Raw genomic sequence first — 23,831 nt, forward strand, 5'->3', positions numbered from 1 at the left:
TTCACTGGGGTCTTGCGCGTTGTGTTACTTGCCCAGGCCCATGGCCCGCGCAATCACTTCTTTCATGATCTCGTTCGTGCCGCCGTAAATGCGCTGTACGCGGGCGTCGGCATAGGCGCGGGCGATGGGGTATTCCCACATGTAGCCATAGCCGCCGAATAGCTGCACGCATTCGTCCATCACCTTGCACTGCAGGTCGGTGGTCCAGTACTTCGCCATGCTGGCGGTCTGGGTGTCGAGCTGGTCTTTCAGGATCAGCTCGCAGCATTTGTCCACGAAGACGCGGGCCACCTGCACCTGGGTCTGCAGTTCGGCCAGGGTGTGGCGGGTGTTCTGGAACGCCGCCACGCTTTGGCCAAACACCTTGCGCTCCTTGACGTAGTCCAGCGTCCAGTCGATGGCGGCCTGGGCAGCGGCCACGGCGGTGATGGCGATCTGCAAGCGCTCCCACGGCAACTGTTCCATCAGGCAGATGAAGCCGCGGCCTTCCATGGCGGGGCCTCCGAGCAGATTTTCCGCTGGCACCTTCACGTTGTTGAAGAACAGCTCGGAGGTGTCTTGCGCCTTCATACCCACCTTTTTCAGGCGCTGGCCTTTTTCAAAGCCAGGCATGCCGCGTTCGACGAGGAACAAGCTGGTGCCTTTGGCTCCCGCAGCCGGGTCCGTCTTGGCCACCACGATCACTACGTCCGCATGCCAGCCGTTGGTGATGAAGGTCTTGCTGCCATTCAGCACATAGTGCGAACCGTCGGCACTGCGGATGGCCGTGGTCTTGATGCCCTGCAGGTCGCTGCCGGCGGCGGGCTCGCTCATGGCGATGGCGCCCACCATCGCGCCGCTGGCCATTGGGGGAAGGTACTTGCGCTTCTGCTCCTCGGTGCCGTAGTGCAGGATGTACGGCGCCACGATCTCGCTGTGCAGGCCAAAGCCGATGCCTGTGGTGCCGGCGCGCGCCAGCGCTTCCATCTGCGCCACCGAATACAGCTTGTCAGCCCCGGCGCCGCCGTATTCCTCCGGCAGGCTCATGCACAGAAAGCCATTGGCGCCCGCCAGGCTCCACACCTCGCGCGCCACGTAGCCTTGCTCTTCCCACGCGGCGTGGTGGGGCGCGATCTCCTTGTCGATGAAGCGGCGGAAGCTGTCGGCAAAGGCCTGGTGGTCGGGCTGGAAGAGGGTGCGTTCGATCATGGTGGCGATGATCCTATTTATGCAAAGTTACTGCTTGGTTAAATTCATTTTGCCACCGACGCTGCCGAAACGCATCTCTTGAAATGCAAAAAGCCGCCCGAAGGCGGCTGCAAGAGTGCGAAGAAGCTCAGGGCTTGACGTAGTCCGACACCACCTTCCACTTGCCCTCCTGGATCTGCGAAAGGCGCGAGAGGTCGCTGCCCAGGCGCTTTTGCGGGCCGTAGGTGGCCTCCGCGCTGCCGAACATGTCAGGCGGGATCACCATGGTGTCCATGGCCTTGATGAAGCTCTCGGTGGACAGGTTGGTGCCGGCCTTCTGTGCCGCCTTGATGAAGGCGTCCACCGCGCCGTAGCCGTACACCGAGAACACGGTGGGGTCTTCGTTGACCTTGGTCTTGTACTTGTTGGCCCAGAAGCGGATGGGCTGGCTGGCTTCGTCCAGGTAGGGGTGCTGCACGGTCATGGTGGCGTACAGGCCGTCCATGGGCTTGCCGCCCAGTTTGTGGATCAGGTCGGTATAGGCAGCGCTGGAGCCCAGGAAGGTGGGGTTGAAGCCCGTCTTGCGCGCCTCGCCAATGGTGCCGATGGTCTCGCGAATGATGGTGCCCAGGATCACGAAATCGCACTCCGCCGACTTCATCTTGGCCACCTGCGACGAGAAGTCGGTGGCGCCGCGCTTGTACGAGGTCTTCTCGGCGAACTCCATGCCCAGCGACTTGAGCGCCGCCTCGCCGCCGCGCATCACCTCCAAGCCGAACTCGTCGTCCTGGTAGATGGTGCAGACCTTCTTGGCGCCTTTTTCCTTGATGAGCTTGGGCGCGGCCAGGCGGATCTGGTCGTAGTAGGTGGCAGCGAACGAATACTTGAGCTTGTGGAAGGGCTCGTACATCTCGCGCGCGGCCGTCACGGGGAAGAAGTTGATCACGTTCTTGCTGAACTGCACGGGCATGGCGGCCAGGTTCTGCGCCGTGCCGATGTGCGCGATCATCATGAAGATCTTGTCCTGGTTCACCAGCTTCTGCGCGGCCAGCACGGCCTTCTTGGGGTCGTAGCCCGAGTCCTCCACCTTCAGATCGAGCTTGCGGCCATTGACGCCGCCCTGTTCGTTGGCCTCGTCCACGCGCAGCATCATGCCCAGGCGCACTTGCTTGCCAAAGCCCGCCAGCGGGCCGGAAAGATCCTGGATGGAGCCCAGCGTAATGGTGTCCTTGCTCACACCCTGGGTGGCCTGCGCGTGCGCCGCGCCGGTGGACAGGGCCATGGCGGCGAGGGCGGCGATGGAATGCAGTTTCATGGCACGTCTCCTTCGGTTGGATCGAACACGATCGCTCGTTATAGAACGGTGCCCGGGGCGGGGCACCAGCACTTTCCCTATCTCGAACTGCCCGTCTGGTGGTTGTGTGCCCTGGCTTCGACAGGCTCTGCCCGAACGGCTGGGTGAGGGCGAACCTCAACTCAACCCGCAGTCCGTTCAGCCTGGGCTTGCCGAAGGCGGGCCCTACGGGTACATCGCCGTAATCTGCACGGCGTACTTCTGCTGCACCAGCTTGCGCTTGAGCTTCATCGTGGGCGTCAGCTCTTCATCCTCGGCCGTGAGTTGCGTATCGAGCAGGAAGAACTTCTTGATCTGCTCCACGCGGGCGAACTTGGCATTCACGCGGTCGATCTCGCCCTGGATCAATTCCTGCACCTCGCGCGTGCGGGTGAGGCTGGCGTAGTTGGAGAACGGCACGTCGTGGTCCTGCGCAAACTTCTCTACGTTTTCTTGGTCGATCATGATGATTACCGTGAGGTAGGGCAGCTTGTCGCCAATGACCACCGCGTCGGTGATGTAGGGGCTGAACTTGAGTTCGTTCTCCAGCTCGCTGGGCGTGATGTTCTTGCCGCCCGCCGTGATGATGATGTCCTTCATGCGGTCGGTGATGCGCAGGTAGCCGTCGGCGTCGATGGTGCCCACGTCGCCCGTGTGCAGCCAGCCGTCGGCGTCGATGGTCTCGGCCGTCTTTTCGGGCAGGTTGAGGTAGCCCTTGAACACGTTGGGCCCGCGCACCAGGATCTCGCCGGTGGCCGGGTCGATGCGCACCTCGTTGTAAGCGGCCGCCGGGCCGATGGAGCCAGGCTTGATGCGCGTGGCGGGCACGCCGGTGGCGGCGCCGCAGGTCTCGGTCATGCCCCAGACCTCCAGCATGGGCACGCCCAGCGCCAGGTACCACCTCACCAGCTCGGGCGAGATGGGCGCGGCGCCGGTAACGAGAAAGCGCGCGCGGTGAATGCCGATGAGCTTGCGCACATTGTTGAGCGCCAGGAAGCGCGCCAGCAGGAATTGCGCCTTGAGCAGCGCACCCACAGGCTGCCCGGCCAGCACCCGGTCGGCAATGCGTGTGCCCACCCCGATGGACCACGCGTAGGCCGCCTGCTGCAGCCGTGTCGATTCCTTGAGCACAATCATCACGCCCGAATAGAACTTCTCCCACACGCGCGGCACGGCAGTGAAGACCGTGGGCGCGATCTCGCGCACGTTCTCGGGCACTGTGTCGGGGTTCTCGACGAAATTGAGGCGCGAGCCCGTGTACAGCGAAAAGTACTCGCCGCCCATGCGCTCGGCGATGTGGCACAGGGGAAGGAAGCACATGGCCTCGTCATCCTCGGTGCGCGAGATCAGCGTGTTGTAGCCGCGCACGGTGTAGGTGAGCGCGGCGTGCGTGTGCATGGCCCCCTTGGGCTTGCCGGTGGTGCCCGAGGTGTAGACGAGGATGGCCACGTCTTCGGGCTGGCAGGCCTGCACGCGCTGCTCCAGCGCGCCAGGGTTCTGCTGGTTCCAGGCGCGGCCCAGCTCGCGCAGGGCATCCAGGCTCAGCACACCAGGATCGTTCAGGCCGCGCAGGCCTTCCATGTCGAAGACGACAATCTTGCGCAAGCGCGGTAGCTCGCCGCGGACTTCCAGCGCCTTGTCCAGCTGTTCGTCGTCCTCCACAAACAGTACCGTGGTGCCGGAATCCTCGCTCAGATAGTGCACCTGCGACGCCGCGTCTGTGGGGTAGATGCCGTTGGAAATGCCGCCGCAGCTGAGCACGGCCAGGTCGGCCAGCACCCATTCGATGTTGGTGTTCGACAGGATGGAGGCGCAGTCGCCCCGCGCAAAGCCCATGGCCATGAGGCCACCAGCGATCTCGCGCACGGCCTCCGCGGTCTGGTCCCAGGTCCAGCTCTTCCAGATGCCCAGCTCCTTCTGCCGCATCCACACATTGGGGCCGCGCAGTGCCACCGCGTTCCAGAACATGGCAGAGATGGTGCTGCCGGCCAGCACGTCGGTGCCGGCGGGCTGGATGTGATCGAGGTCCCAGAGGTTAGACATGTGCGCTCATCTCCAGGTTTTCTTTTTCTTCCATCGCCGCTCACCCCGCACGCCCTCGTCCTTCATGCCCAGGTAGAACTCCTTGATGTCGTCCTTCTCGCGCAGGCGCTCGCAGCTGTCTTCCATCACGATGCGGCCGTTCTCCAGCACGTAGCCATAGTCCGACGCATTGAGCGCCATGTTGGCGTTCTGCTCCACCAGCAGGATGGTGGTTCCGCGCTCGCGGTTGATGCGCACCACGATCTCGAAGATCTCCTTGGTGAGCTTGGGGGACAGGCCCAGACTGGGCTCGTCCAGCAGGATGAGTTCGGGGTTGGCCATCAGCGCGCGCGAGATGGCCAGCATCTGCTGCTGTCCGCCCGAGAGCAGGCCCGCATCCTGCGCGGCGCGTTCCTTCAGGATGGGGAAGTAGCCGAACACGGTTTCGATGTCGCGCGCCACCCCGTCCTTGTCGGTGCGTGTGTAGGCGCCCATCAGCAGGTTGTCGTGTACCGACAGCAGCGGAAACACCTCGCGCCCCTCCGGCACGTGCATCAGGCCCCGGCGCACGATGGCGGCCGGGTCGCGGGCGGTGATGTCCTGGCCCTGGAACTCGATGGAGCCCTTGCGCGGGTCGATGATGCCGCTGATGGTTTTCAGGATGGTGGTCTTGCCCGCGCCGTTGCTGCCCAGCACGGCCGCGATCTCGCCGCGGCGCACCTGCAGGCTTACGCCGCGAATGGCCTTGATGGGGCCGTAGGCGCTTTCCACGTTCTGCAGGCGCAGCAGGGGCTGCTGGTCCGCCACCGCAGCGGTGGCGGCGTTGTGGGCGGTGAGGACGGCGCTCATGCGCGGACTCCCATGGCGGAGCCCGCCGTCCGGCGCAGGTTGCTCACGTCGTCGATGGTGCCCAGGTACGCCTCCACCACGCCGGGATGCGTTTGCACTTCGCGTGGTGTGCCCATGGCCACCACCTCGCCCTGGTTCATGGCCAGCACGCGGTCGGACACCTTGGAGACGAGCGACATATCGTGTTCCACCATCAGCACGGTAATGCCCAGCTCGTGCTGGATGTCCTGGATCCAGAAGGCCATGTCGTCGGTCTCCTCCACGTTCAGACCCGAGGAAGGCTCGTCGAGCAGCAGCAGCTGCGGCTCGGTGCACAGGGCGCGTGCCAGCTCCACCACCTTGCGCACGCCGTAGGGCAGGCCGGCCACCAGGGTGTCGCGGTAGTGCTGCAGGTCGAGAAAGTCGATGACCTGCTCGGCCTTCTCGCGCGCTTGAACTTCTCCCTCCCGCACCTTGCGTGTGAAGAACATCTCGGCCCACAGGCTGCTGTGCTGCCGGGTGTGGCGGCCGATCAGCAGGTTGTGCAGCACGCTCGCGTGTTCAAAGAGTTCGATGTTCTGGAAGGTGCGCGCAATGCCCAGGCCCGCCACCTTGTGGGGCGGCTGCGCGGTCAGCGGCAGCATCGCGCCGCCCGGGCCGGCATAGGCGATGGTGCCGGCGGTGGGCGTGTAGATGCGGCTGATGAGGTTGAACACCGTGGTCTTGCCCGCGCCGTTGGGGCCGATCAGGGTGAACACCTCGCCGCGCCGCACGTCAAAGCTCACGCTGTTGACCGCCAGCACGCCGCCAAAGCGCACGCTGAGGTTCTGGGCGCTGAGAAGCACGTCGGTCGTCACAGTGCTTCCTCCATGGCGCTCGTACTGTTGCGTGTGGGTTGAGACTGGCGTGGCCCAGGCCAGGAACGCCGAGCAAGGGCCGCCCCGCAGCGAGGGCGTTGTCCCCCTGCCCGCGCAGCGCAGCGAAGCGAGAGCGAGGAGAAGGCGCGAAGCGACTCAGGGGGGTGTCTCATTTCAAGCGATCCGATTTCTGGAACGACTTCTGCCGCTTGAACATGCCCTTGCGGTAGAACGGGAACATCTGCAGCCACGTGCGCACCTTGAGCCAACGGCCGTAGAGCCCCATGGGTTCGAACAGCACAAACGCAATCAGCACGGCGCCGTACACCACCGCCTGCAGGCCGGGGGATTGGCCGATGGAGTCCGGCAGCCAGTCCTTGCCCAGGGCGATGAGCTGCGGCATGGAGATCAGGAAGATGGCGCCCAGGAAGGCGCCGTGCACCGAGCCCAGCCCGCCGATCACGATCATGAGCAGCAGGTCGATGGACTGCAGGATGTTGAACTGGTCGGGCGAGATGAACTGCAGCTTGTGCGCATACAGCGCGCCGCCGATGCCCGCCAGCGCGGCCGACAGCGAGAACGACAGCGTCTTGTAGCGCGCCAGGTGGATGCCCATGCTCTGCGCCGAGATTTCCGAATCGCGGATGGCCACGAAGGCGCGGCCCGTGGGTGCGCGCAGCAGGTTCAGGATGGCCAGCGTGCACACCACGGTGATGCCCAGGCACAGAAAATAGAACGACTCGGTCGATTCAAACGAGTACCCGCCGATCTGCGGCGGCACGAGGTGCTTGCCCGAATTGCCGCCCGTCACCGATTCCCAGCGCGCGAACACCTCTTCGACGATGAAACCGAACGACAGCGTGGCCATGCCCAGGTAGATGCCCTTCACCCGCAGCGCGGGCAGCCCCACCACCACCCCCACGGCGGCCGACAGCCCCGCCGCGCAGGCCAGTGACAGCGCGAACGGCCATCCCATGCCGGTGAGCACCGCTTGCGTGTAGGCCCCCACGCCCAGAAAGGCCGCGTGCCCCAGCGAGAACAGCCCCGTGAAGCCCGCCAGCAGCATCAGCCCCAGGCCCACGATGGCGTAGATGAGCACAAAGGTCAGCTGCGCCAGCCAGTATTCGGGCGCTACCCAGGGCGCGGCGACGAGGGCCAGACACAGCAGGCCGTACCAGAAGACATGCCCGCCGTGTTTGGCGAGGCGAATGTCTTGTTCGTACGAGGTCTTGAAGATGAAACGCATGCTTGTCCTTCAGACCTTCTTCCGCAGCTTTTCGCCGAACAGCCCGTTGGGTTTGACCATCAGCATGATCAGCACCACGATGTACGCGGCCGTGTCCTTGAAGCCATCGGGCAGGTAGAACCCCGAGAGCGATTCGACGATGCCGATGACCAGCCCGCCCACGATGGCGCCCGGCAGGCTGCCAAAGCCGCCCACCACCGCGGCCGGAAAGGCTTTGAGCCCGATGAACCCCATGTTGGCGTGCACGAAGGTAATGGGCGCCAGCAGCAGCCCCGCCACCGCCGCCACCGCCGCGGCCAGGCCCCAGGCCAGGCCGTTGAGCCGCTGCACCGGAATGCCCATGTAGTACGCGGCCAGCTGGTTTTGCGACGCGGCCTGCATGGCAATGCCCAGCTTGCTGTAGCGGAACATGGCGAACAGCAGCGCGCACAGCCCGCCCGTGGCACCGATCACCACCAGCTGCTCGGCGTTGAGTACCAGCGCGCCCAGGCGGAACGACAGGTCCTTGTAGGGCACGGGCAGCGTGTGCGTGTCCGTGCCGATGTTGGGGATCATCGTGACGAGGCCGCGCAGCACGTAGCCGATGCCGATGGTGAGCATGACGATGGAGAACGCGGGCTGGCCGAGGATGGGGCGGATCACGGCGCGCTCCAGCACCACGCCAAAGCAGCCCATGGCCGCAATGCTGGCCAGCACCGCCACCCAGAAGGGAAAGCCCAGCACCGTCATCAGCGCCAGGCCGCAGAAGGCGCCCAGCATCATGAGCTCGCCCTGCGCAAAGCTCACGGTTTCGGTCGCCTTATAGATGAGCACGAAGCCCAGCGCAATCAGCCCGTAGATGCACCCTTGCGAGACGCCGCTGATCAACAGTTGCACGAATTGCACCCTGGCTCTCCAGAAGGGGACGTGCGCGGATCTGCGGACAGGCAAGGCGCACGCCCTCGCGGCATGCGCCTGTGCGCCCTGGTTTGCACAAGCCCTGAGAATATTTTTACAAAGCGATTGCTTTGCATAAATAATGTGCCCGTGCTGCGCAGGGACCGCACTCGGGGCTAACCCTGATGGTGGGGGCGGGCCGGTTCCGGGGTTGCTGGCGCCGCATCTTGACCGAGCGCGGGCCGGGTCGCAATAGGTGTCAGCGCTCAAGGGGCTGTGGCGAGCGGCGCAGGGCGGGCGCAAAGGAACAGGGGGCAAGCATGTCGGTGGAAGTGGAGATCAAGGACCGCGTGGCGCTGGTGACATTGCACCGCGCCGGCGTGCGCAACGCGGTGGACGACGCCACCGCCCGTGCGCTGCATGCGGCGTTTGTGGCCTTCGAGCATGACCCTGCGGCGGATGTGGCTGTTTTTCATGGGGCGGGCGGACACTTTTGCGCCGGCTGGGACCTGCAGTCGGGTGCGCGCTTGCAGGCCGAGGGCGTGTCGCCCGACGCGCTGGCCCAATCGCTGGACTTCACCGCCGATGCCGTGGAGCCGCCCGGCCCGATGGGCCCCAGCCGCCTGCACCTGTCCAAGCCCGTGATCGCCGCCGTCAGTGGTGCGGCGGTGGCCGGCGGCATGGAGCTGGCGTTGTGGTGCGACCTGCGCGTGATGGAAGAGGATGCGTACTTCGGCGTGTTCTGCCGCCGCTTTGGCGTGCCGCTGATCGATGGCGGCACCGTGCGGCTGCCGCGGCTCGTGGGCCTGTCGCACGCGCTGGACCTGATCCTCACGGGACGCAAGGTGGACGCGGCCGAATCGCTGCGCATCGGCCTGTGCAACCGCGTCGTGCCCCGCGGGCAGGCGCTGGCGGCAGCCCTGGCGCTGGCGCAGGAGATTGCCGCATTCCCGCAGGCCACGCTGCGCGCAGACCGTGCCAGCGCACTGGCCGCCGAGGGGCTGGGCATGCAGGAGGCGCTGCTGCGCGAGTGGGCTGGAGGCCGGGCTTGCCTGGCCGAAGCGCTGCGCGGCGCCACGCGCTTTGCCCAGGGGCAGGGGCGCCACGGAGAGTTTTAGGTCAAAATGGCCGCTGGCGCTTGTTCATCAAGCGCTGGCAGCTATAAAAATAGTAGTGCTTGCGGTGCGCGCGCCCGGTGGGACCGCCGACGCCGCAGCCAGGAGTCCACAGGAGCCGCATGAGCAAATCCACCCCTCCCAGTGCCGCCGCGCCGGCGCAGCGCGCGTTCGAGCCCGAGTTCGTTGCCGGGCTCAAGGTCATCTTTGAAGAGAAGATCGTGTTCAACCAGGTGCTGGGCCTGAAGATCACCAGCCTGCGCCCCGATGGCGTGGCCGGACGCATCGACATGAAGCCCGAGCTGGTGGGGCATTACGCCTACAACCGCGTGCACGGCGGCGTGATCAGCGCGGGGCTGGACGCCATGGGCGGCCTGGCCGTGATGGCTGCCATCGGTGCCAAGCACCTGGACGAGCCGCCCGAGCAGCGCCTGCACCGGTTTGCCAAGCTGGGCACCATCGACCTGCGCATCGACTACCTGCGCCCGGGCATCGGCAGCCACTTCGAGCTGCGCGCCGAGGTGCTGCGCCTGGGCTCGCGCGTGGCCACCACGCGCATGGAGTTCCTGGGGCCGGACGGGCAGATCATGTCGGCCGGGGCGGCGGCGTATATCGTGTCCTAGTGCGTTCGTCGCTCCAGGTTGCGGGCCGTGCCCAGCCAAGTGGCGCACAGCACAGGCGACACCCGAGCCGGCTCGGCGGTGCGGCTGTGTGGTCTTGCAAGCCCTGCAAGCGCATGCAACCACGGAACCGTCTCGTTACTGATCTTGCGTAACGTTGGCATCTTTGGCTGGCGCCAAAACCTACGATGCCCTCTTTTCAAGGAGATCTGATGGCCGTGCAAAACCCCTTCTTTGGCAAGCGTGAACCCGAATCGTTCCAACCCCGCCACAGCGCAACGTCATCCAATGGGCTGACCAGCACATCAGCCACCAGCACCCCCGTCCCCGCCGCTACTCCTGCAGCCACCAGCTCCGCGCCGGCCAGCGATTCCACGGGCAGCAAGCTCACCGTGGGGCCCAACATCAAGCTCAAGGGCGTAGAGATCACCGATTGCGACACCCTGGTGGTGGAAGGCACGGTGGAGGCCACCATGGACTCGCGCGTGATCCAGATCTCGCACAACGGCGCTTTCAAGGGCTCGGCCGAGATCGACATCGCCGAGATCCATGGCGAGTTCAGCGGCACGCTCACCGTGCGCCAGAAGCTGGTGATCTACAGCACCGGCAAGGTCACGGGCAAGATCCGCTACGGCAAGCTGGTGGTGGAAGAGGGCGGGCAACTGGCGGGTGAGATCGAGGCGGGCTTTGCGTCGTCCGCAGGGGCTGCCCAGCGTACGCCGTCGGCGCCGCTGCGGGCGGAGCCCACGGCCATGGCGGCCTGAGCCAGAAACGCAGGCGCCGCGGGTCCGCAGGACTCGGGCTCTACAGAACGGGGCCACGGCGCCCCAGGCGGGGCGCTTCACAGCGCCCCGCGGTGTTCAGGCGCGGCGGCGTGCGCTGGTGGTGCGCGCCAGGCGGTGGCGCCCGGCCCAGGCCAGCAGAGCCGCCAGCAGGCCCAGCGTGCCGCCGGACAGGGCGGGGATGGCGGCGGGGCCGCCGTCCGGCGAGGGCGGCACCACAGCGGCGTCGCAGACCCGCCGCGATGGGCGCGGGGCGGACCAGTCCGCGGGCGTCATGCGGATGCCGTTGCCCTCCGCCTCGGAAAAGCGGCGCGTGCCAATCATCAGCACGGGGTTGAATCCGTGCGCATACCAGACCACATTGGTCAGCAGCGTGGCGGTGAAGCCGGCCGTGGTGTAGGTGAAGACGGGGGCGGAATACACCATCGACATCATGTCCACCAGCGCCCCGCTGCCATCGGTGCTGATGGTGCCCACGACGCCGACATTGTTGCCCAGCGTGATCGGCTGCGCCAGGCGCACATCGCCCGCATTGTTCATGCGCCAGTAGGCGCACTGCAGGTGGCTCATGTCCCAGGTTTGGCCCTGTGCGGTGGTGTTGCCGTTGTCGAGCACCAGGGTCAGCTCAAAGCGTTCTCCGTTGCGGATCTCGGCGTAGTTGCTCTTGGCGATGGTGCCGGTAAACGTGACCTCGAAGGGCTCCGCGACGGCGGCCGTTCCACCGGCCAGGAGCAGCAGTCCTGCCGCCCCGGTGCGAACACGGCGCTGCGCAGCTAGTCGTAATGCGTTCATAGGCCCTCGATGGTGCGGCCCGCCCCCCGTCGGGGGAATACCGCACGGTGAGGTAGGTCCGGACGGTGCGCGCAGCGGCGGCCGCGGGCGCGGGCGCGGGCCGGTGCAAGCGCCCCTGCGGCGGCAGTTCCGAGGCGCCTGCCGTATCCTTTGCAACATGCCTGCTGCCTCCGCAGATGTGTCCCCAGCCGCCTGCTTCGCGGTGTCCCTGCTGCGCGCGGCGCGCACGCAAGGGTGCGAGCGCTTCCAGCACCAGCTGCTGCGGAGCCTGCTGGACCGCTTTGGCGCAGACCACGGTGCCATCAACACCCTCCACCCCGCCGGGTTTGTGGCGTCTGTCGGGGAAGGCTATGACCTGGCGGCCATGAGTGCGCAGTGGCACGCGGTGGGCGGTGCGCAGCTGGACCGCCTCACCCGCCGGCTGCATGCGCAGCCAGGGCGCGCGCTGTGCGTGAACGAAGGGTCCGCAGAGCGCGCCCTGGACGCCGCGCCGTGGCGCGACTTTCTGGCACGCCATGCCATCGGGCACCAGATGGGCGTGACGCTGGCCTTTGACGGCAGCGACACCGTGGCGCACCTGTACCTCAACCGGAATGCGGTGTCCCCGCCCTACAGCGCTGCCGACGTGCGCGCGCTGACCCGGCTGGCGCCGGCCCTGCGTGAAGCCCTGCTGGTGAACCGGCTGGCAGCGGCCGCCAGCCACGCGCCCCAGGAGGCAGGCGCCGCCCTGGCGGTGACCGATGCGAATGGCTGGATTCTGTTTGCCAACGATGGCTTTTGCGGCGCCTGGGACGCATTGGCAGCGCACGGCCGTCTGACGGCACCGCGCGTGCCCAGCGCCTGGTTGCATGGCACACCGCCGGCCGTGCGCCAGCTGGGTGCGCTCGGGTGGCAGGTCAGCGTGGCGCGCCTGGGCGAGCACCGCCGCGTGGCGTTCCGCCGCTTGGCCGCCGGGGACGGGCTGCAGGCGCTGACGGCACGGCAGCTGGAAGTGGCACGGCTGTATTGCCAGGGCGCCACGCACAAGCACATCGGGGCGCAGCTGGGCATGTCGCCGGCCACGGTGCGGGTGCACCTGCGCAACGCCTACGAGCGCCGCGGGGTGAGCGACCGTGCGGCCCTGGCGGCGTCGCTGGGGCTGTAGGCGTCCACCGAATCAGAGAAACCGGCGGTGCGCGCAAGAAGAAGTTTTTTCTACTGAGCGGCGGCCGCGTCCGCCGCCGGGCTGGGGGCCGGCCGGGGGACAGGCCGGGGCCGGCCCTTCTCGTCGATGGCGACGTAGGTCAGCCGTGCTTCGGTGACCTTGACGTACTGGCCCTGGGAGGAGAAGCGCTCGGCGTAGACCTCCACTTCCACGGTGACCGAGGTGTTGCCCACACGCGTGATGGCCGAGAAGAACGACAGGATGTCGCCCACGCGCACCGGCTGCTTGAAGATGAATTCGTTCACCGCCACGGTGGCCATGCGGCCCTGGATGTAGCGCGCGGGCAGCACCGAGCCGGCCAGGTCCACCTGGGCCATCACCCAGCCGCCGAAGATGTCGCCGTTGCCGTTGGTGTCGGCGGGCATGGGGATGACCTTGAGCACCAGTTCCTTGTCGGTGGGCAATGCGGCGGCGGGCGGGCTGAAAACGGCAGACATGGGCACAATCTCGGTTGGGGCTGAGCCAATCCTTGTCGGAACCTGGGGTTTTTGCAGGGCGGCGGGCCCCCCAAAAACCACCGGGGCTTCAGCCGGGTCGGTAAAAACAACAACTGGAATTGTCTCCCATGCGCCACCACGGCGAAACCGCTCCCTCCCTGCCCGGCGCGCCCGCGCCGGCCCGTTCCGACTGGGCCACCCTGCGCCGCCTGCTGCCGTACCTGTGGCGCTACAAGTGGCGCGTGCTCGCCGCCATTGCGTTCATGGTGGGCGCCAAGCTGGCCAACGTCGGCGTGCCCGTGCTGCTCAAGACGCTGGTGGATGCCATGGACCTGAAGCCGGGCGACGCGACCGCGCTGCTGGTGGTTCCGGTGGGCCTGCTGCTGGCGTATGGCGGGCTGCGCCTTTCCACATCGCTGTTCACCGAACTGCGCGAGCTGGTGTTCGCCAAGGCCACGCAAGGCGCGGCGCGCGCGATCGCGCTGCAGACGTTCCAGCACCTGCACGCGCTGAGCCTGCGCTTTCACCTGGAGCGCCAGACGGGCGGCATGACGCGCGACATCGAGCGGGGCGTACGCGGCATCGAGTCGCTGATCTCGTTCTCGCTGTTCAATGTGTTCGCCACGCTGATCGAGGTGGTGCTGGTGCTCAGCGTGCTGGCGGTCAAGTTCGACGCCTGGTTCGCCTGGATCACGCTCACGGCGCTGGTGCTGTACATCGCCTACACGGTGCTGGTGACCGAGTGGCGCACCAAGTTCCGCCGCGAGGCCAACGAATTCGATTCGGCCGCGCACACCAAGGCCGTGGACTCGCTGCTGAACTACGAGACCGTCAAGTACTTCAACAACGAAGCTTTCGAGGCCCGCCGCTACGACGAAAGCCTGGAGCGGCTGCGCCGCGCGCGGCTCAAGAGCCAGACCACGCTGTCCATGCTCAACACCGGCCAGCAGCTCATCATCGCCACCGGCCTGGTGGCCATGCTGTGGCGCGCCACCCAGGGCGTGGTGGACGGGCGCATGACGCTGGGCGACCTGGTCATGGTCAACGCCTTCATGATCCAGCTGTACATCCCGCTGAACTTCCTGGGCGTGATCTACCGCGAGATCAAGCAGAGCCTCACGGACCTGGACAAGATGTTCACGCTGATGGACAAGGAGCGCGAGGTGGCCGATCCGCCCGGCGCGCAGCCGCTGTCGGGGCTGGAGCACCCGTCCGTGCGGTTTGAGGACGTGCACTTTGCGTACGACCCCGCGCGGCTCATCCTGCAGGGCGTGAGTTTCGAGATCCCCGCCGGCAAGACCGTGGCCGTGGTGGGGCCGTCGGGTTCGGGCAAGTCCACGCTGGCGCGGCTGCTGTTTCGCTTCTACGACATTCAGCAGGGCCGCATCACCATCGCGGGGCAGGACATCCGCGGCGTGACGCAGGCCAGCGTGCGCCAGGCGATCGGCATCGTGCCGCAGGACACCGTGCTGTTCAACGACACCGTGGCCTACAACATCGCCTATGGCCGCCCGGGTGCCGCGCAGGCCGAGGTGGAGGCGGCCGCCCGCGCGGCGCGCATCCACGACTTCATCACCGCCACGCCCAAGGGCTACGGCACCATGGTGGGCGAGCGGGGGCTCAAGCTCTCGGGTGGTGAAAAACAGCGCGTGGCCATTGCGCGCACGCTGCTCAAGAACCCGCCCATCCTCATCTTTGACGAGGCCACCAGCGCGCTGGACTCGGCCAATGAACGCGCCATCCAGGCCGAGCTGCAAAGCGCCGCGCAGAACAAGACCACGCTGCTGATCGCGCACCGCCTCTCCACCGTGGTGGATGCGCACGAGATCCTGGTCATGGATGCGGGCCGCATCATTGAGCGCGGCACGCACGCGCAACTGCTGGCGATGAACGGCCGCTACGCCAGCATGTGGTCTCTGCAGCAAAGCGATGCGGCGGCTTGAGCTTGGTGGCATAAGAATCCACCCGTTCACGCTGAGCCTGTCGAAGCGCCGCGCAAGGCTTCGACAAGCTCAGCCCGAACGGTCTGGCTACCCGATGCGTTGAATCCACGGCCGTTGGGTGGCACTTGCAGTGCCCGCCCTGTCTGAACAACCTGCCCTATGAACCCCGAACCCATGAAGCCTGTCCTGCTTGCCCTCACCTTCCTGTCGGAAGAACACCGTGCCCAGATGGCCGAGGTGTTTGAAGTCCTCTACGCGCCCGATGCCGCCCAGGCCGCAGCGGCCATTGCCGCGCACGGCCCCCGCGTGCGGGTGGCGCTCACCATTGGCTCCATCGGCCTGTCTCCCGCGCAGATCGACGCGTTGCCGGCGCTCACGCTGGCCTGCGTGCTGGGCGCGGGCTACGAGAACGTGGCGGTGGACTACGCCAAGGCCCGCGGGATCGTGGTGGCCACCGGCGCGGGCACCAACGACGACTGCGTGGCCGACCACGCCTGGGGCTTGCTGATCGCGGCGCAGCGCCGCATCCTGCCGCTGGACAAGGCCACGCGCGCCGGCATCTGGCGCACCGCCTTGCCGCTGCCGCCCAATGTGTCGCACAAGCGGCTGGGCATCGTCGGCCTGGGCACCATCGGCAAAAAGATCGCGCAGCGCGCGCTGGGCTTCGAGATCGAGGTGGGCTACCACAACCGCAGCGCCCGCACCGATGTGCCTTACCGCTACTTTGCCGAGGTGGCGGCGCTGGCGGCGTGGGCGGACTTTCTCGTCATCGCCACGCCGGGCGGTGCGGGCACCCAGCATCTGGTGAATGCGGCGGTGCTGGATGCGCTGGGCCCGCGCGGCGTGGTGGTCAACATCGCGCGCGGCAGCGTCATGGACACCGCCGCCCTGGCCGCCGCGCTGCGCGAAGGCCGCGTGGCCGCCGCGGGCCTGGATGTGTACGAGAGCGAGCCTGCACCCCCGGCCGAACTGCTGGACCTGGACAACGTGGTGCTCACGCCCCATGTGGCCGGCTGGTCGCCCGAAGCGGTGCAGAACTCGGTGGACCGCTTCATGGAAAACGCCCGCCGCCACCTGGCAGGCGAGGTGCCGGTGACGCCGCTATGAGCATCAAAATGGCATCTAGCGCTTATCCATCAAGCGCAAGCAGCTATGAATTTCATAGCGTTTTCGGCCGGAATCTTGCCAGGGACGCGGCATGACGCTGGACCTGGCCGACCTGCAGCAGCGCCTGCGTGCCTTTGCCGCCGCCCGCGAATGGCAGCCGTACCACACGCCCAAGAACCTGGCCATGGCGCTGATGGTGGAGGCGGCCGAGCTGCAGGAGCTGTTCCAATGGCTCACGCCTGAAGAATCGCAGCAGCTCACCGCCGACCCGGCGCAGAAGGAGCGTGTGGGCGAGGAGATGGCCGATGTGCTGCTCTACCTGCTGCAGCTGGCCGACCACACTGGCGTGGACCTGCGCGATGCGGTGGAGCGCAAGCTGGTGAAGAACGCCCTCAAGCACCCGGTGCCGCCTGCGGGCCCGGCTTCGGTCGATTGACCCGGGAGGCTGCTCCCCCGATCCGTTCACGCTGAGCCTGTCGAAGCGCTGCGCAAGGCTTCGACAGGCTCAGCCCGAACGGGTGGGGATGTGACGGAGAGAACGCGAATACGGTCACGCGTTCTCTGAATACCCCTTGGGCCAGCCGCCGCTGGCGTGGTTGCATTCCTGCCAGCCGCGCCCGCGCGGCGTGTGGCCAATGCCGGGGTTGAAGGTGTTGGTCGGGTCCAGCGCCTGGTAGAAGCCCGTCAGCGCGGGCTTGGCCACGTACAGGTGGCCCACGTTGTGCTCGGCGGGGTATTCGGCGCGGCGCGCGTCCAGCAGCTTCCACATGCGGTGCTCCATGGCCAGCGGGTCCACGCCTTTCTTCACGATGTAGTCCTGGTGGAATACATGGCAGAAGAAGTGGCCGTAGTACAGCTTGTGCACGGTGTCGCGTTCCACGTCGGCGGGCAGCTCCTCCACCCAGGCGCGGTCGTTGCGGCGCAGGGCCACGTCCAGCGCCACGATGTCTTCCACCGCGGAGCGGTGCACCGCGCGGTAGCGGATGGCGGCGCCTGCAATGGCAAAGCGGTGCAGGAACGCCTTGCGCCCTTCCTCCGCGTCGCACTCGAACCAGCCCCCCGTGGGGCTGCCGCCAAAGTGCTGGGTGAGGAAGGCGCGCGTGGCGTCCGCCGTGTCGTTCGACACGCGCACCAGCAGGTGGTGCTCGTAGCGCTGGCGCCACTCGCCCATGCGCGCGGGCAGGTGGCGGGGCAGCAGGTTGGTGAAGGCCTGCAGCAGGTGGTCCGTCACGCCGCGCAGGCCCAGGCGTTCAAAGAAGCCGTCCACCCGGCTCTTGAGGGCAAAGGCCGCGGGCACGCGTGCCGTGCCAAAGCGGTCGATGAGCAGGAAGGTGTCCTTGCCGTACTTCTCGCCAATGTCGTAGGCCGTGCGGTGGATGTACTCGCCCGCAATCGGCAGGCGCGGCAGCGCCGTGAGCAGGTGGCGGCGCACGGCCGTGAGGTCGTCGGGCGCGTTGCTGCCGATGTAGAACACCGTGCTGGGCTCCTTGGGAAAGGTGTCCAGCCGCACGGCAAACAGGCACAGCTTGCCGGCTGAGCCCGAGGCCTCGAACAGGCGCGACGGGTCGGCGTTGAAGCGCGCGGGCGTGTCTTCGTCCACGGCGCGCACGTCGTCGGCGTAGCGCGTGTCCGATGCGGCGCGCTGCGGGTCGCTGGTCACATCGGCCTCGGTGTAGCGGCCGTCCTGCAGCCGGGCCAGGATCTCCTCGGGGGAGCTGCCCAGGGCAATGCCCAGGTGGTTCACCAGCTCCAGCGTGCCGTCATCCTTCACGCGGGCGTACAGCGCCAGCTCGGTGTAGGCGGGGCCCCGGCGCACCAGCGCGCCGCCCGAGTTGTTGCAGATGCCGCCCAGCACCGAGGCGCCAATGCACGACGAGCCGATGACGGAGTGCGGCTCGCGCCCCAGCGGCGCCAGCGTCTGCTCCAGCCGGTCCAGCGTGGCGCCCGGCAGGCAGACCACTTGCGCGCCGCCCTGGATCACCTGCACGCCGGTGATGCGCAGGGTGTTGATGAGCACGATCTCGCGGTCGTAGCCCGCGCCGTCGGGGGTGGAGCCGCCGGTGAGGCCGGTGTTGGCCGCCTGCATGATGACGATCCGCCCGGCCGCCACGGCGGCCTGCAGCACCTTCCACTGCTCCAGCAGCGTGCCAGGGCGCACCACAGCCAGCACCGGGCCTTCGCCCGTGCGGTGGCCCTTGCGAAAGCGCCGCGTGGCCTGGTCGCCGGTCAGCACATGGGCGGCGCCCACGGCGCTGCGCAACTGCGCGAGCAGGGCCTCGCGCGGAACCTGGGGCACGCTGCTCATGCTTCGCGCACCAGCAGGTCGCCCGTGATGTCCGCCACGCGGGCCACGCTGGTCAGCGTCATGGCCACGCGCATCTCCTTTTCCAGCAGCTCCAGCAGGTGCTTGACGCCGGCTTCGCCCGCCGCGGCCAGCGCGTAGATGTAGGCGCGGCCGATCATGGCGCAGTCGGCGCCCAGGGCAATGGCGCGCACCACGTCCAGCCCGTTGCGGATGCCCGAGTCGGCCAGGATCTTGATTTGCCCCTTCACCGCATCGGCAATGGCGGGCAGCGCGCGGGCGGAGGAGAGCACGCCATCGAGCTGGCGGCCGCCGTGGTTGGAGACGATGATGCCGTCCGCGCCAAAGCGCACGGCATCTTTCGCGTCCTCGGGGTCGAGGATGCCCTTGATGACCATCGGGCCCTTCCAGAACGCGCGAATCCATTCCAGGTCTTTCCACGAGATGGACGGGTCGAAGTTGGCGCCCAGGTAGCCCATGTAGTCCGCCAGGCCCGTGGGGCTGCCGCGGTAGGCGGAGATGTTGCCCAGGTCGTGCGGGCGGCCCAGCAGGCCCACGTCCACGGCCCAGCGGGGGTGCGTCATGGCCTGCCAGTAGCGGCGCAGCGGGGCGTTGGGGCCGCTCATGCCCGAATGGGCGTCGCGGTAGCGGGCGCCGGGCACGGGCATGTCCACGGTGAACACCAGGGTGGTGCAGCCGGCGGCCTGCGCGCGCTCCAGCGCGTTCTGCATGAAGCCCCGGTCCTTCAGCACATACAGCTGGAACCACATCGGGCGCTGGATCTTGGGCACCACTTCTTCAATGGGGCAGACCGACACGCTGGACATGGTGAACGGAATGCCGTGCCGGTCGGCCGCGCGGGCGGCCTGCACCTCGCCGCGGCGGCGGTACATGCCGGTCAGGCCCACGGGCGACAGGGCCACGGGGATGCTGAGCTTCTCGCCAAACAGCTCGATGCTGGTGTCCAGCTGGCTCATGTCCTTGAGCACGCGCTGGCGCAGCGCCACGGCAGCGAGGTCGTCCACGTTGCGGCGCAGCGTCTGCTCGGCATAGGCGCCGCCGTCGATGTAGTGGAACAGGAAGGGCGGGAGGAACTTTTGCGCCGCCACGCGGTAGTCGGCGCTGGAGGAGATGATCATGATGGGGGCTGTTTCAGGTCTTGGGGGGCTAGATCCAGGGGCAGGCGCATGGAGCGCTCGCGCCGGGCGCGGTCTTCGTCCATGCGCTGGATGGTGGTGCGCACATGCTCCAGATGCTCGCCAATGCATTCGCGCGCGCGCTGCGGGTCGCCGTCCAGAATGGCCTGCATCAGCGCCTGGTGCTGCGCCGTCAGCGCCTGCAGCGTGACGGGCGCGCTCAGGCGGAACATGTCGTGCCGGTTGCGCTCCACGGTGGAGAGCACCACGGTGAACAGGCTGTGCATCACCTGCACCAGCACCAGGTTGTGCGAGGCTTCGGCAATGGCCAGGTGGAACTGCGCATCCGCGCGCGCGGCCAGCTCGGCGTGGCCGCTTTGCTGGTGCTGCAGCATCACTTCAAAGCAGCGCTGGATGTGCGCCTTGTCCTGCGCCGTGGCGCGCTGCGCGGCCAGCCAGGCGGTGCTGGTCTCCAGCGCGTGGCGCGTCTCCAGCACGTCGTAGCGGTAGTGCGGGTCGGCATCCATCAGGCCGGCCAGGGGCTGCATGGCTTCCTGCAGCCAGTGGGCGGTGGGGCGCGACTGCACGTAGGTGCCGTCGCCGCGCCGCGCCGAGAGCACGCCCTGGCTGACCAGCTTCTGGATGGCTTCGCGCACCGAGGTGCGCGACACCCCCAGCTCCTCGGCCAGCTGCCGCTCGGCGGGCAGCTTCTGTCCGGGCTGCAGTCCGCGGTCTTGCACCAGGGCAAGGAGTTTTTCGACAACGTGATCGGCCAGGCGCATGGGGGACTCTCAGATTCCAGGTTTCAGTGACCCGGAATCATCCACGCAAACACGTAGGCCTGGAGCGTGCAAAGGATGCCAATGATGGCGGCGAACACCAGGCTGTGCTTGACGGTGAAGCGGAACAGGTCCGATTCCTTGCCTGCCAGGCCCACGGCGGCGCAGGCAATGGCGATGGACTGGGGCGAAATCATCTTGCCGGTGACGCCGCCGGTGGTGTTGGCTGCCACGGTGAGCACCGGAGGCAAGCCCAGCTGGGTGGCTGTGGTGGCTTGCAATGCACCGAACAAGGCGTTGGCCGACGTGTCGGAGCCCGTGAGGAAGACGCCGATCCAGCCCAGGAAGGGCGAGAAGAACGTAAAAGCCTTGCCCGTGTGGGCCAGCGCCAGGGCCAGCGTGGCCGACAGGCCCGAGTAGTTGGCCACGAAGGCAAAGGCCAGCACCATGCCGATGGAGTAGATGGGGATGACCAGCTCGCGCGCCGTCTCGCCCAGCGTGGCCACGGCCTTGGCCGGGGAGAAGCGGGCCAAGGCGATGGTCAGGAGCGCCGCAACCAAGATGGCGGTGCCGGTGGCGGCCAGCCAGTTGAAGGTATACACGGCGCCATACGGCGTGGCCTGCGCCACCACCGGCGGCATCTTGGCGACCAGCTTGTCCAGCAGGGGCACGGGGATGTTGATGATGGTCGATGCCAGGGGGCCGCCTGCGGCAAACAGCGCCTTGAACGGCTTGATGCTCCACAGCGTGACCATGCCGGTCAGGATGATGAAGGGCGACCAGGCCTTGGCGATGGCACCTGCCGTGAGGGGAGCCTGTGCCTTGATCGGTGCCGAGGGGGCGGCATGCCGGGTTGCGGCACTGCTTGGGGATGCGCTGTCGGTGTCGTCAAAGCGGAAGATACGCCGGGGCTGCCACACCTTGAGGAAGGCCGTCAGGGCGATCAGCGACACGATGGCCGAGGTGATGTCGGGCAGCTCCGGGCCGATGAAGTTGGCGGTGAGAAACTGCATGATGGCGAACGAGCCGCCGCCCACCAGCACGGCCGGCCAGGTCTCCTTCACGCCGCGCCAGCCGTCCATGATGGCCATGATCCAGAACAGCACCAGGATGGTCATGAAGGGCAGCTGGCGCCCGGCCATCTGCCCGATGAGGAAGGGATCGATGCCCGACACCTGCCCGGCCACGATGACCGGAATGCCCATGGCACCAAAAGCCACGGGGGCGGTGTTGGCGATCAGGCACAGGCCTGCGGCGTACAGCGGCTTGAAGCCCAGCCCCACCAGCAGCGCCGCGGTGATGGCCACGGGGGCGCCAAAACCGGCCGCGCCTTCCAGAAAGGCGCCGAAGCAGAACCCCACCAGGATGAGCTGCAGCCGCTGGTCGTGCGTGACCGACAGGATGGAGCTGCGGATCACATCAAACTGCCCGGTCTTGACCGACAGCTTGTACAGGAACACAGCGGCCACGATGATCCAGGCGATGGGCCACAGCCCGTAGAAGAAGCCGTACACCGCCGAGGCCAGCGCGGCGCTCACCGGCATCTTGTAGAACAGCAGCGCCACGCCCAGGGACAGCAGCACCGTCACGGTGCCGGCCTGGTAGCCCTTCAGCCGCAGCTTGGTCAGCGCAAGGAAGAAGAAGACGATGGGAATGAGCGCGACCAGCGCGGACAGCCAGATGTTGCCGGCAGGGTCGTAGTTTTGTTGCCAGAGGGTTTGCATAGCGAAGGGACGGACGTTGACACGCAGGCACGGGCCGCAGCCCATGGCTTTTCCTCGCCACCGTCAACGCGCGGCGAAGCGGCGCGTCTGCGCAAACTGCCCACTGGGTCGGTGGGCCGGGTGTCGGGTGGATGTGAAAGGGCGCCGGGCGCTGGCTCTCACTCGTAGACTGCAGGCTATTGGTATGACCAATAAACGCGTTTTGGTGCGAAGTGGTCGGATTTTCTGGCTGTGAAGCGGTCGATACTATAGGGTAAATACTGATACGCATCGAAATTTTGATTTTCCCCATAAATGGTCCTACCAATAAGGGGCCTACCCTTGAGGCGGGTTTGACGGCCGCAGCGGATGGTCCGGGTGATGGCGGCCTCGCGACCGGGGCCGCCATGTCGTTGGAAAAAAGACATAAAAAAAGCTCCCAGCGCTTGCTGGGCAAGCGCTGGGAGCTATGGATTCAGGAGCGCCAGGCCGGGCGGCCTGCCGGGTCAGCGCTTGCGCGCGGCGATCGCCTTCTCGGCGGCCGTCACCAGGTCGGCGCCGATCTGGCTCTTCCACTTGTCGTACACCGGGCGCGTGGCCTTCACGAAGGCTTCACGCTCGGTGGCCGACAGCTGCGTCACCGTCACGCCGTTGGCGGCAATTTCCTTGAGCAGGGGCTTGTCGGCCTCCACCATGCCCTTGCGCGCGATGGCGATCTCTTCCTTGCCGGCGTCGATGGCGGCCTGCTTGACGATCTCGCGGTCGGCCGGCGTCCAGCTGTTCCAGATGTCCTTGTTCACCACGAACACGAGCGGGTCGTTCACGTAGCCCCACATGGTGATGTGCTTCTGGGCCACGGTGTGCAGCTTGGCGGCCTGGTACACGGCAATCGGGTTCTCCTGGCCGTCCACGGCGCCGCTGGCAAAGGCGGGCTGCGCGTCGGCCCAGCTCATCTGCGTGGGGTTGGCGCCCAGGGCCGTGAAGGTGTCCAGGAACAGGGGCGAGCCCACCACGCGGATCTTCAGGCCCTTGAGGTCGGCGGGGCTCTTGATGGCCACCTTGGAATTGGAGATTTCGCGGTAGCCGTTTTCGCCCCAGGCCAGCGGCACCACGCCCGCCTTCTCCAGCGTGGCGAAGACCTGCTTGCCCACGTCGCCCTGCGTCACGGCGTCCACCGCGGCGTAGTCGGGGAACAGGAAGGGCAGCGAGAACAGATTGAGCGCCTTCACCTGGGGCGACCAGTTGATGGTGGAGCCCACGGCCATGTCGATCACGCCCTGGCGCAGCGCGCTGAACTCGCGCGTCTGGTCGCCCTGGATCAGCGACACGCCGGGGTACAGCTTGATGTTGATGCGGCCCTGGGTGCGCTCGCGCACCTTGTTGGCCCACAGCTCGCCGCCCTTGCCCCAGGGGAACGCGGTGCCCAGCACCAGCGACATGCGGTATTCGCTCTTGTAGGCGGTCTGGGCGATGGCGGCGGGGGCAGTGAACGCCAGCGCGGCAGCGGCGGCCACGGCAGACGTGAGGAAGGTGCGCAGTTTCATGGTGTATCTCCGTTAGGTTTCTGGGGGGCAACAAAAAT

At 67.0% G+C, this 23,831-nt stretch carries 21 protein-coding genes; 7 read left to right on the plus strand and 14 right to left on the minus strand.

Annotation, left to right across the window (positions count from 1 at the left end; translation table 11 throughout):
* Window positions 1-24: 24 nt before the first annotated feature.
* The 7 genes from LWW96_RS03155 to LWW96_RS03185 all read right to left on the minus strand — a co-directional run bounded on the left by LWW96_RS03155 (window position 25) and on the right by LWW96_RS03185 (window position 8,338).
* Window positions 25-1,188 carry an acyl-CoA dehydrogenase family protein gene (locus LWW96_RS03155; RefSeq protein WP_291484215.1) on the minus strand — a complete coding sequence of 388 codons (1,164 nt, stop codon included), beginning with the start codon at window positions 1,186-1,188 and terminating at the stop codon, window positions 25-27.
* 127 nt (window positions 1,189-1,315) lie between these two features.
* Window positions 1,316-2,482, minus strand: coding sequence for an ABC transporter substrate-binding protein (locus LWW96_RS03160; RefSeq protein WP_291484216.1), 1,167 nt, complete (start codon window positions 2,480-2,482; stop codon window positions 1,316-1,318).
* Between the two features lie 204 nt (window positions 2,483-2,686).
* A complete protein-coding gene (locus tag LWW96_RS03165) occupies window positions 2,687-4,543 on the minus strand; it encodes a long-chain fatty acid--CoA ligase (RefSeq protein ID WP_291484217.1) in 1,857 nt (618 codons plus the stop codon).
* Window positions 4,544-4,549: 6 nt separating this feature from the next.
* Window positions 4,550-5,371 (minus strand): ABC transporter ATP-binding protein, encoded by an 822-nt coding sequence (locus tag LWW96_RS03170; protein ID WP_291484218.1) that lies wholly within the window; start codon window positions 5,369-5,371, stop codon window positions 4,550-4,552.
* On the minus strand, window positions 5,368-6,207 hold the full coding sequence (locus LWW96_RS03175; protein ID WP_291484219.1) for an ABC transporter ATP-binding protein: 840 nt from the start codon (window positions 6,205-6,207) through the stop codon (window positions 5,368-5,370). The genes LWW96_RS03170 and LWW96_RS03175 overlap by 4 nt, the downstream gene beginning before the upstream one ends.
* A 169-nt stretch (window positions 6,208-6,376) precedes the next feature.
* Window positions 6,377-7,453: a branched-chain amino acid ABC transporter permease gene (locus LWW96_RS03180; RefSeq protein ID WP_291484220.1), complete on the minus strand. Its 1,077-nt coding sequence runs from the start codon at window positions 7,451-7,453 to the stop codon at window positions 6,377-6,379.
* A 9-nt stretch (window positions 7,454-7,462) separates the two neighbouring features.
* Entirely contained in the window at window positions 7,463-8,338 is an 876-nt protein-coding gene (locus LWW96_RS03185) for a branched-chain amino acid ABC transporter permease (RefSeq protein ID WP_291484221.1), read from the minus strand.
* Window positions 8,339-8,649: 311 nt separating this feature from the next.
* Here LWW96_RS03185 and LWW96_RS03190 point away from each other — a divergent pair, with 311 nt between their 5' ends.
* The 3 genes from LWW96_RS03190 to LWW96_RS03200 all read left to right on the plus strand — a co-directional run bounded on the left by LWW96_RS03190 (window position 8,650) and on the right by LWW96_RS03200 (window position 10,828).
* Entirely contained in the window at window positions 8,650-9,447 is a 798-nt protein-coding gene (locus LWW96_RS03190; RefSeq protein ID WP_291484222.1) for a crotonase/enoyl-CoA hydratase family protein, read from the plus strand.
* 119 nt (window positions 9,448-9,566) lie between these two features.
* Window positions 9,567-10,067, plus strand: coding sequence for a thioesterase family protein (locus LWW96_RS03195; protein WP_291484223.1), 501 nt, complete (start codon window positions 9,567-9,569; stop codon window positions 10,065-10,067).
* Between the two features lie 209 nt (window positions 10,068-10,276).
* On the plus strand, window positions 10,277-10,828 hold the full coding sequence (locus LWW96_RS03200) for a polymer-forming cytoskeletal protein (protein ID WP_291484224.1): 552 nt from the start codon (window positions 10,277-10,279) through the stop codon (window positions 10,826-10,828).
* A gap of 96 nt (window positions 10,829-10,924) precedes the next feature.
* On the opposite strand, the gene LWW96_RS03205 is transcribed toward LWW96_RS03200, so the two are convergent.
* Complete coding sequence (locus tag LWW96_RS03205) at window positions 10,925-11,638, minus strand: hypothetical protein (protein ID WP_291484225.1); 714 nt, start codon at window positions 11,636-11,638, stop codon at window positions 10,925-10,927.
* 157 nt (window positions 11,639-11,795) lie between these two features.
* Between LWW96_RS03205 and LWW96_RS03210 the strand changes: the two genes are divergently transcribed.
* Entirely contained in the window at window positions 11,796-12,782 is a 987-nt protein-coding gene (locus LWW96_RS03210; RefSeq protein WP_291484226.1) for a LuxR family transcriptional regulator, read from the plus strand.
* 50 nt (window positions 12,783-12,832) lie between these two features.
* Here LWW96_RS03210 and LWW96_RS03215 read toward each other — a convergent pair whose 3' ends face one another.
* Window positions 12,833-13,279, minus strand: a complete 447-nt coding sequence (locus tag LWW96_RS03215; RefSeq protein ID WP_291484227.1) for an acyl-CoA thioesterase — start codon at window positions 13,277-13,279, stop codon at window positions 12,833-12,835.
* Window positions 13,280-13,407: 128 nt separating this feature from the next.
* Between LWW96_RS03215 and LWW96_RS03220 the strand changes: the two genes are divergently transcribed.
* The 3 genes from LWW96_RS03220 (at window position 13,408) to LWW96_RS03230 (ending at window position 16,765) form a co-directional block, all read left to right on the plus strand.
* The gene (locus LWW96_RS03220; protein ID WP_291484228.1) at window positions 13,408-15,222 is read left to right on the plus strand and encodes an ABC transporter ATP-binding protein/permease; all 1,815 of its coding nucleotides are present in this window, start codon (window positions 13,408-13,410) and stop codon (window positions 15,220-15,222) included.
* A gap of 174 nt (window positions 15,223-15,396) precedes the next feature.
* The gene (locus tag LWW96_RS03225) at window positions 15,397-16,329 is read left to right on the plus strand and encodes a 2-hydroxyacid dehydrogenase (RefSeq protein ID WP_291484229.1); all 933 of its coding nucleotides are present in this window, start codon (window positions 15,397-15,399) and stop codon (window positions 16,327-16,329) included.
* A 97-nt stretch (window positions 16,330-16,426) separates the two neighbouring features.
* Window positions 16,427-16,765 carry a nucleotide pyrophosphohydrolase gene (locus LWW96_RS03230; protein WP_291484302.1) on the plus strand — a complete coding sequence of 113 codons (339 nt, stop codon included), beginning with the start codon at window positions 16,427-16,429 and terminating at the stop codon, window positions 16,763-16,765.
* Window positions 16,766-16,879: 114 nt separating this feature from the next.
* Here LWW96_RS03230 and dld read toward each other — a convergent pair whose 3' ends face one another.
* The 5 genes from dld to LWW96_RS03255 form a co-directional block, all read right to left on the minus strand.
* A complete protein-coding gene (gene dld, locus LWW96_RS03235; protein WP_291484230.1) occupies window positions 16,880-18,634 on the minus strand; it encodes a D-lactate dehydrogenase in 1,755 nt (584 codons plus the stop codon).
* The gene (lldD, locus tag LWW96_RS03240) at window positions 18,631-19,770 is read right to left on the minus strand and encodes an FMN-dependent L-lactate dehydrogenase LldD (RefSeq protein ID WP_291484231.1); all 1,140 of its coding nucleotides are present in this window, start codon (window positions 19,768-19,770) and stop codon (window positions 18,631-18,633) included. The genes dld and lldD overlap by 4 nt, the downstream gene beginning before the upstream one ends.
* On the minus strand, window positions 19,767-20,549 hold the full coding sequence (lldR, locus tag LWW96_RS03245; RefSeq protein ID WP_291484232.1) for a transcriptional regulator LldR: 783 nt from the start codon (window positions 20,547-20,549) through the stop codon (window positions 19,767-19,769). The genes lldD and lldR overlap by 4 nt, the downstream gene beginning before the upstream one ends.
* 23 nt (window positions 20,550-20,572) lie before the next feature.
* Window positions 20,573-22,270: an L-lactate permease gene (lldP, locus tag LWW96_RS03250; protein ID WP_291484233.1), complete on the minus strand. Its 1,698-nt coding sequence runs from the start codon at window positions 22,268-22,270 to the stop codon at window positions 20,573-20,575.
* Between the two features lie 485 nt (window positions 22,271-22,755).
* On the minus strand, window positions 22,756-23,793 hold the full coding sequence (locus LWW96_RS03255; protein ID WP_291484234.1) for a DctP family TRAP transporter solute-binding subunit: 1,038 nt from the start codon (window positions 23,791-23,793) through the stop codon (window positions 22,756-22,758).
* Window positions 23,794-23,831: the final 38 nt, after the last annotated feature.

Origin of the sequence: Acidovorax sp., from assembly GCF_021287135.1 — a bacterium.
In the GTDB taxonomy this organism is placed as follows: domain Bacteria; phylum Pseudomonadota; class Gammaproteobacteria; order Burkholderiales; family Burkholderiaceae_C; genus Acidovorax.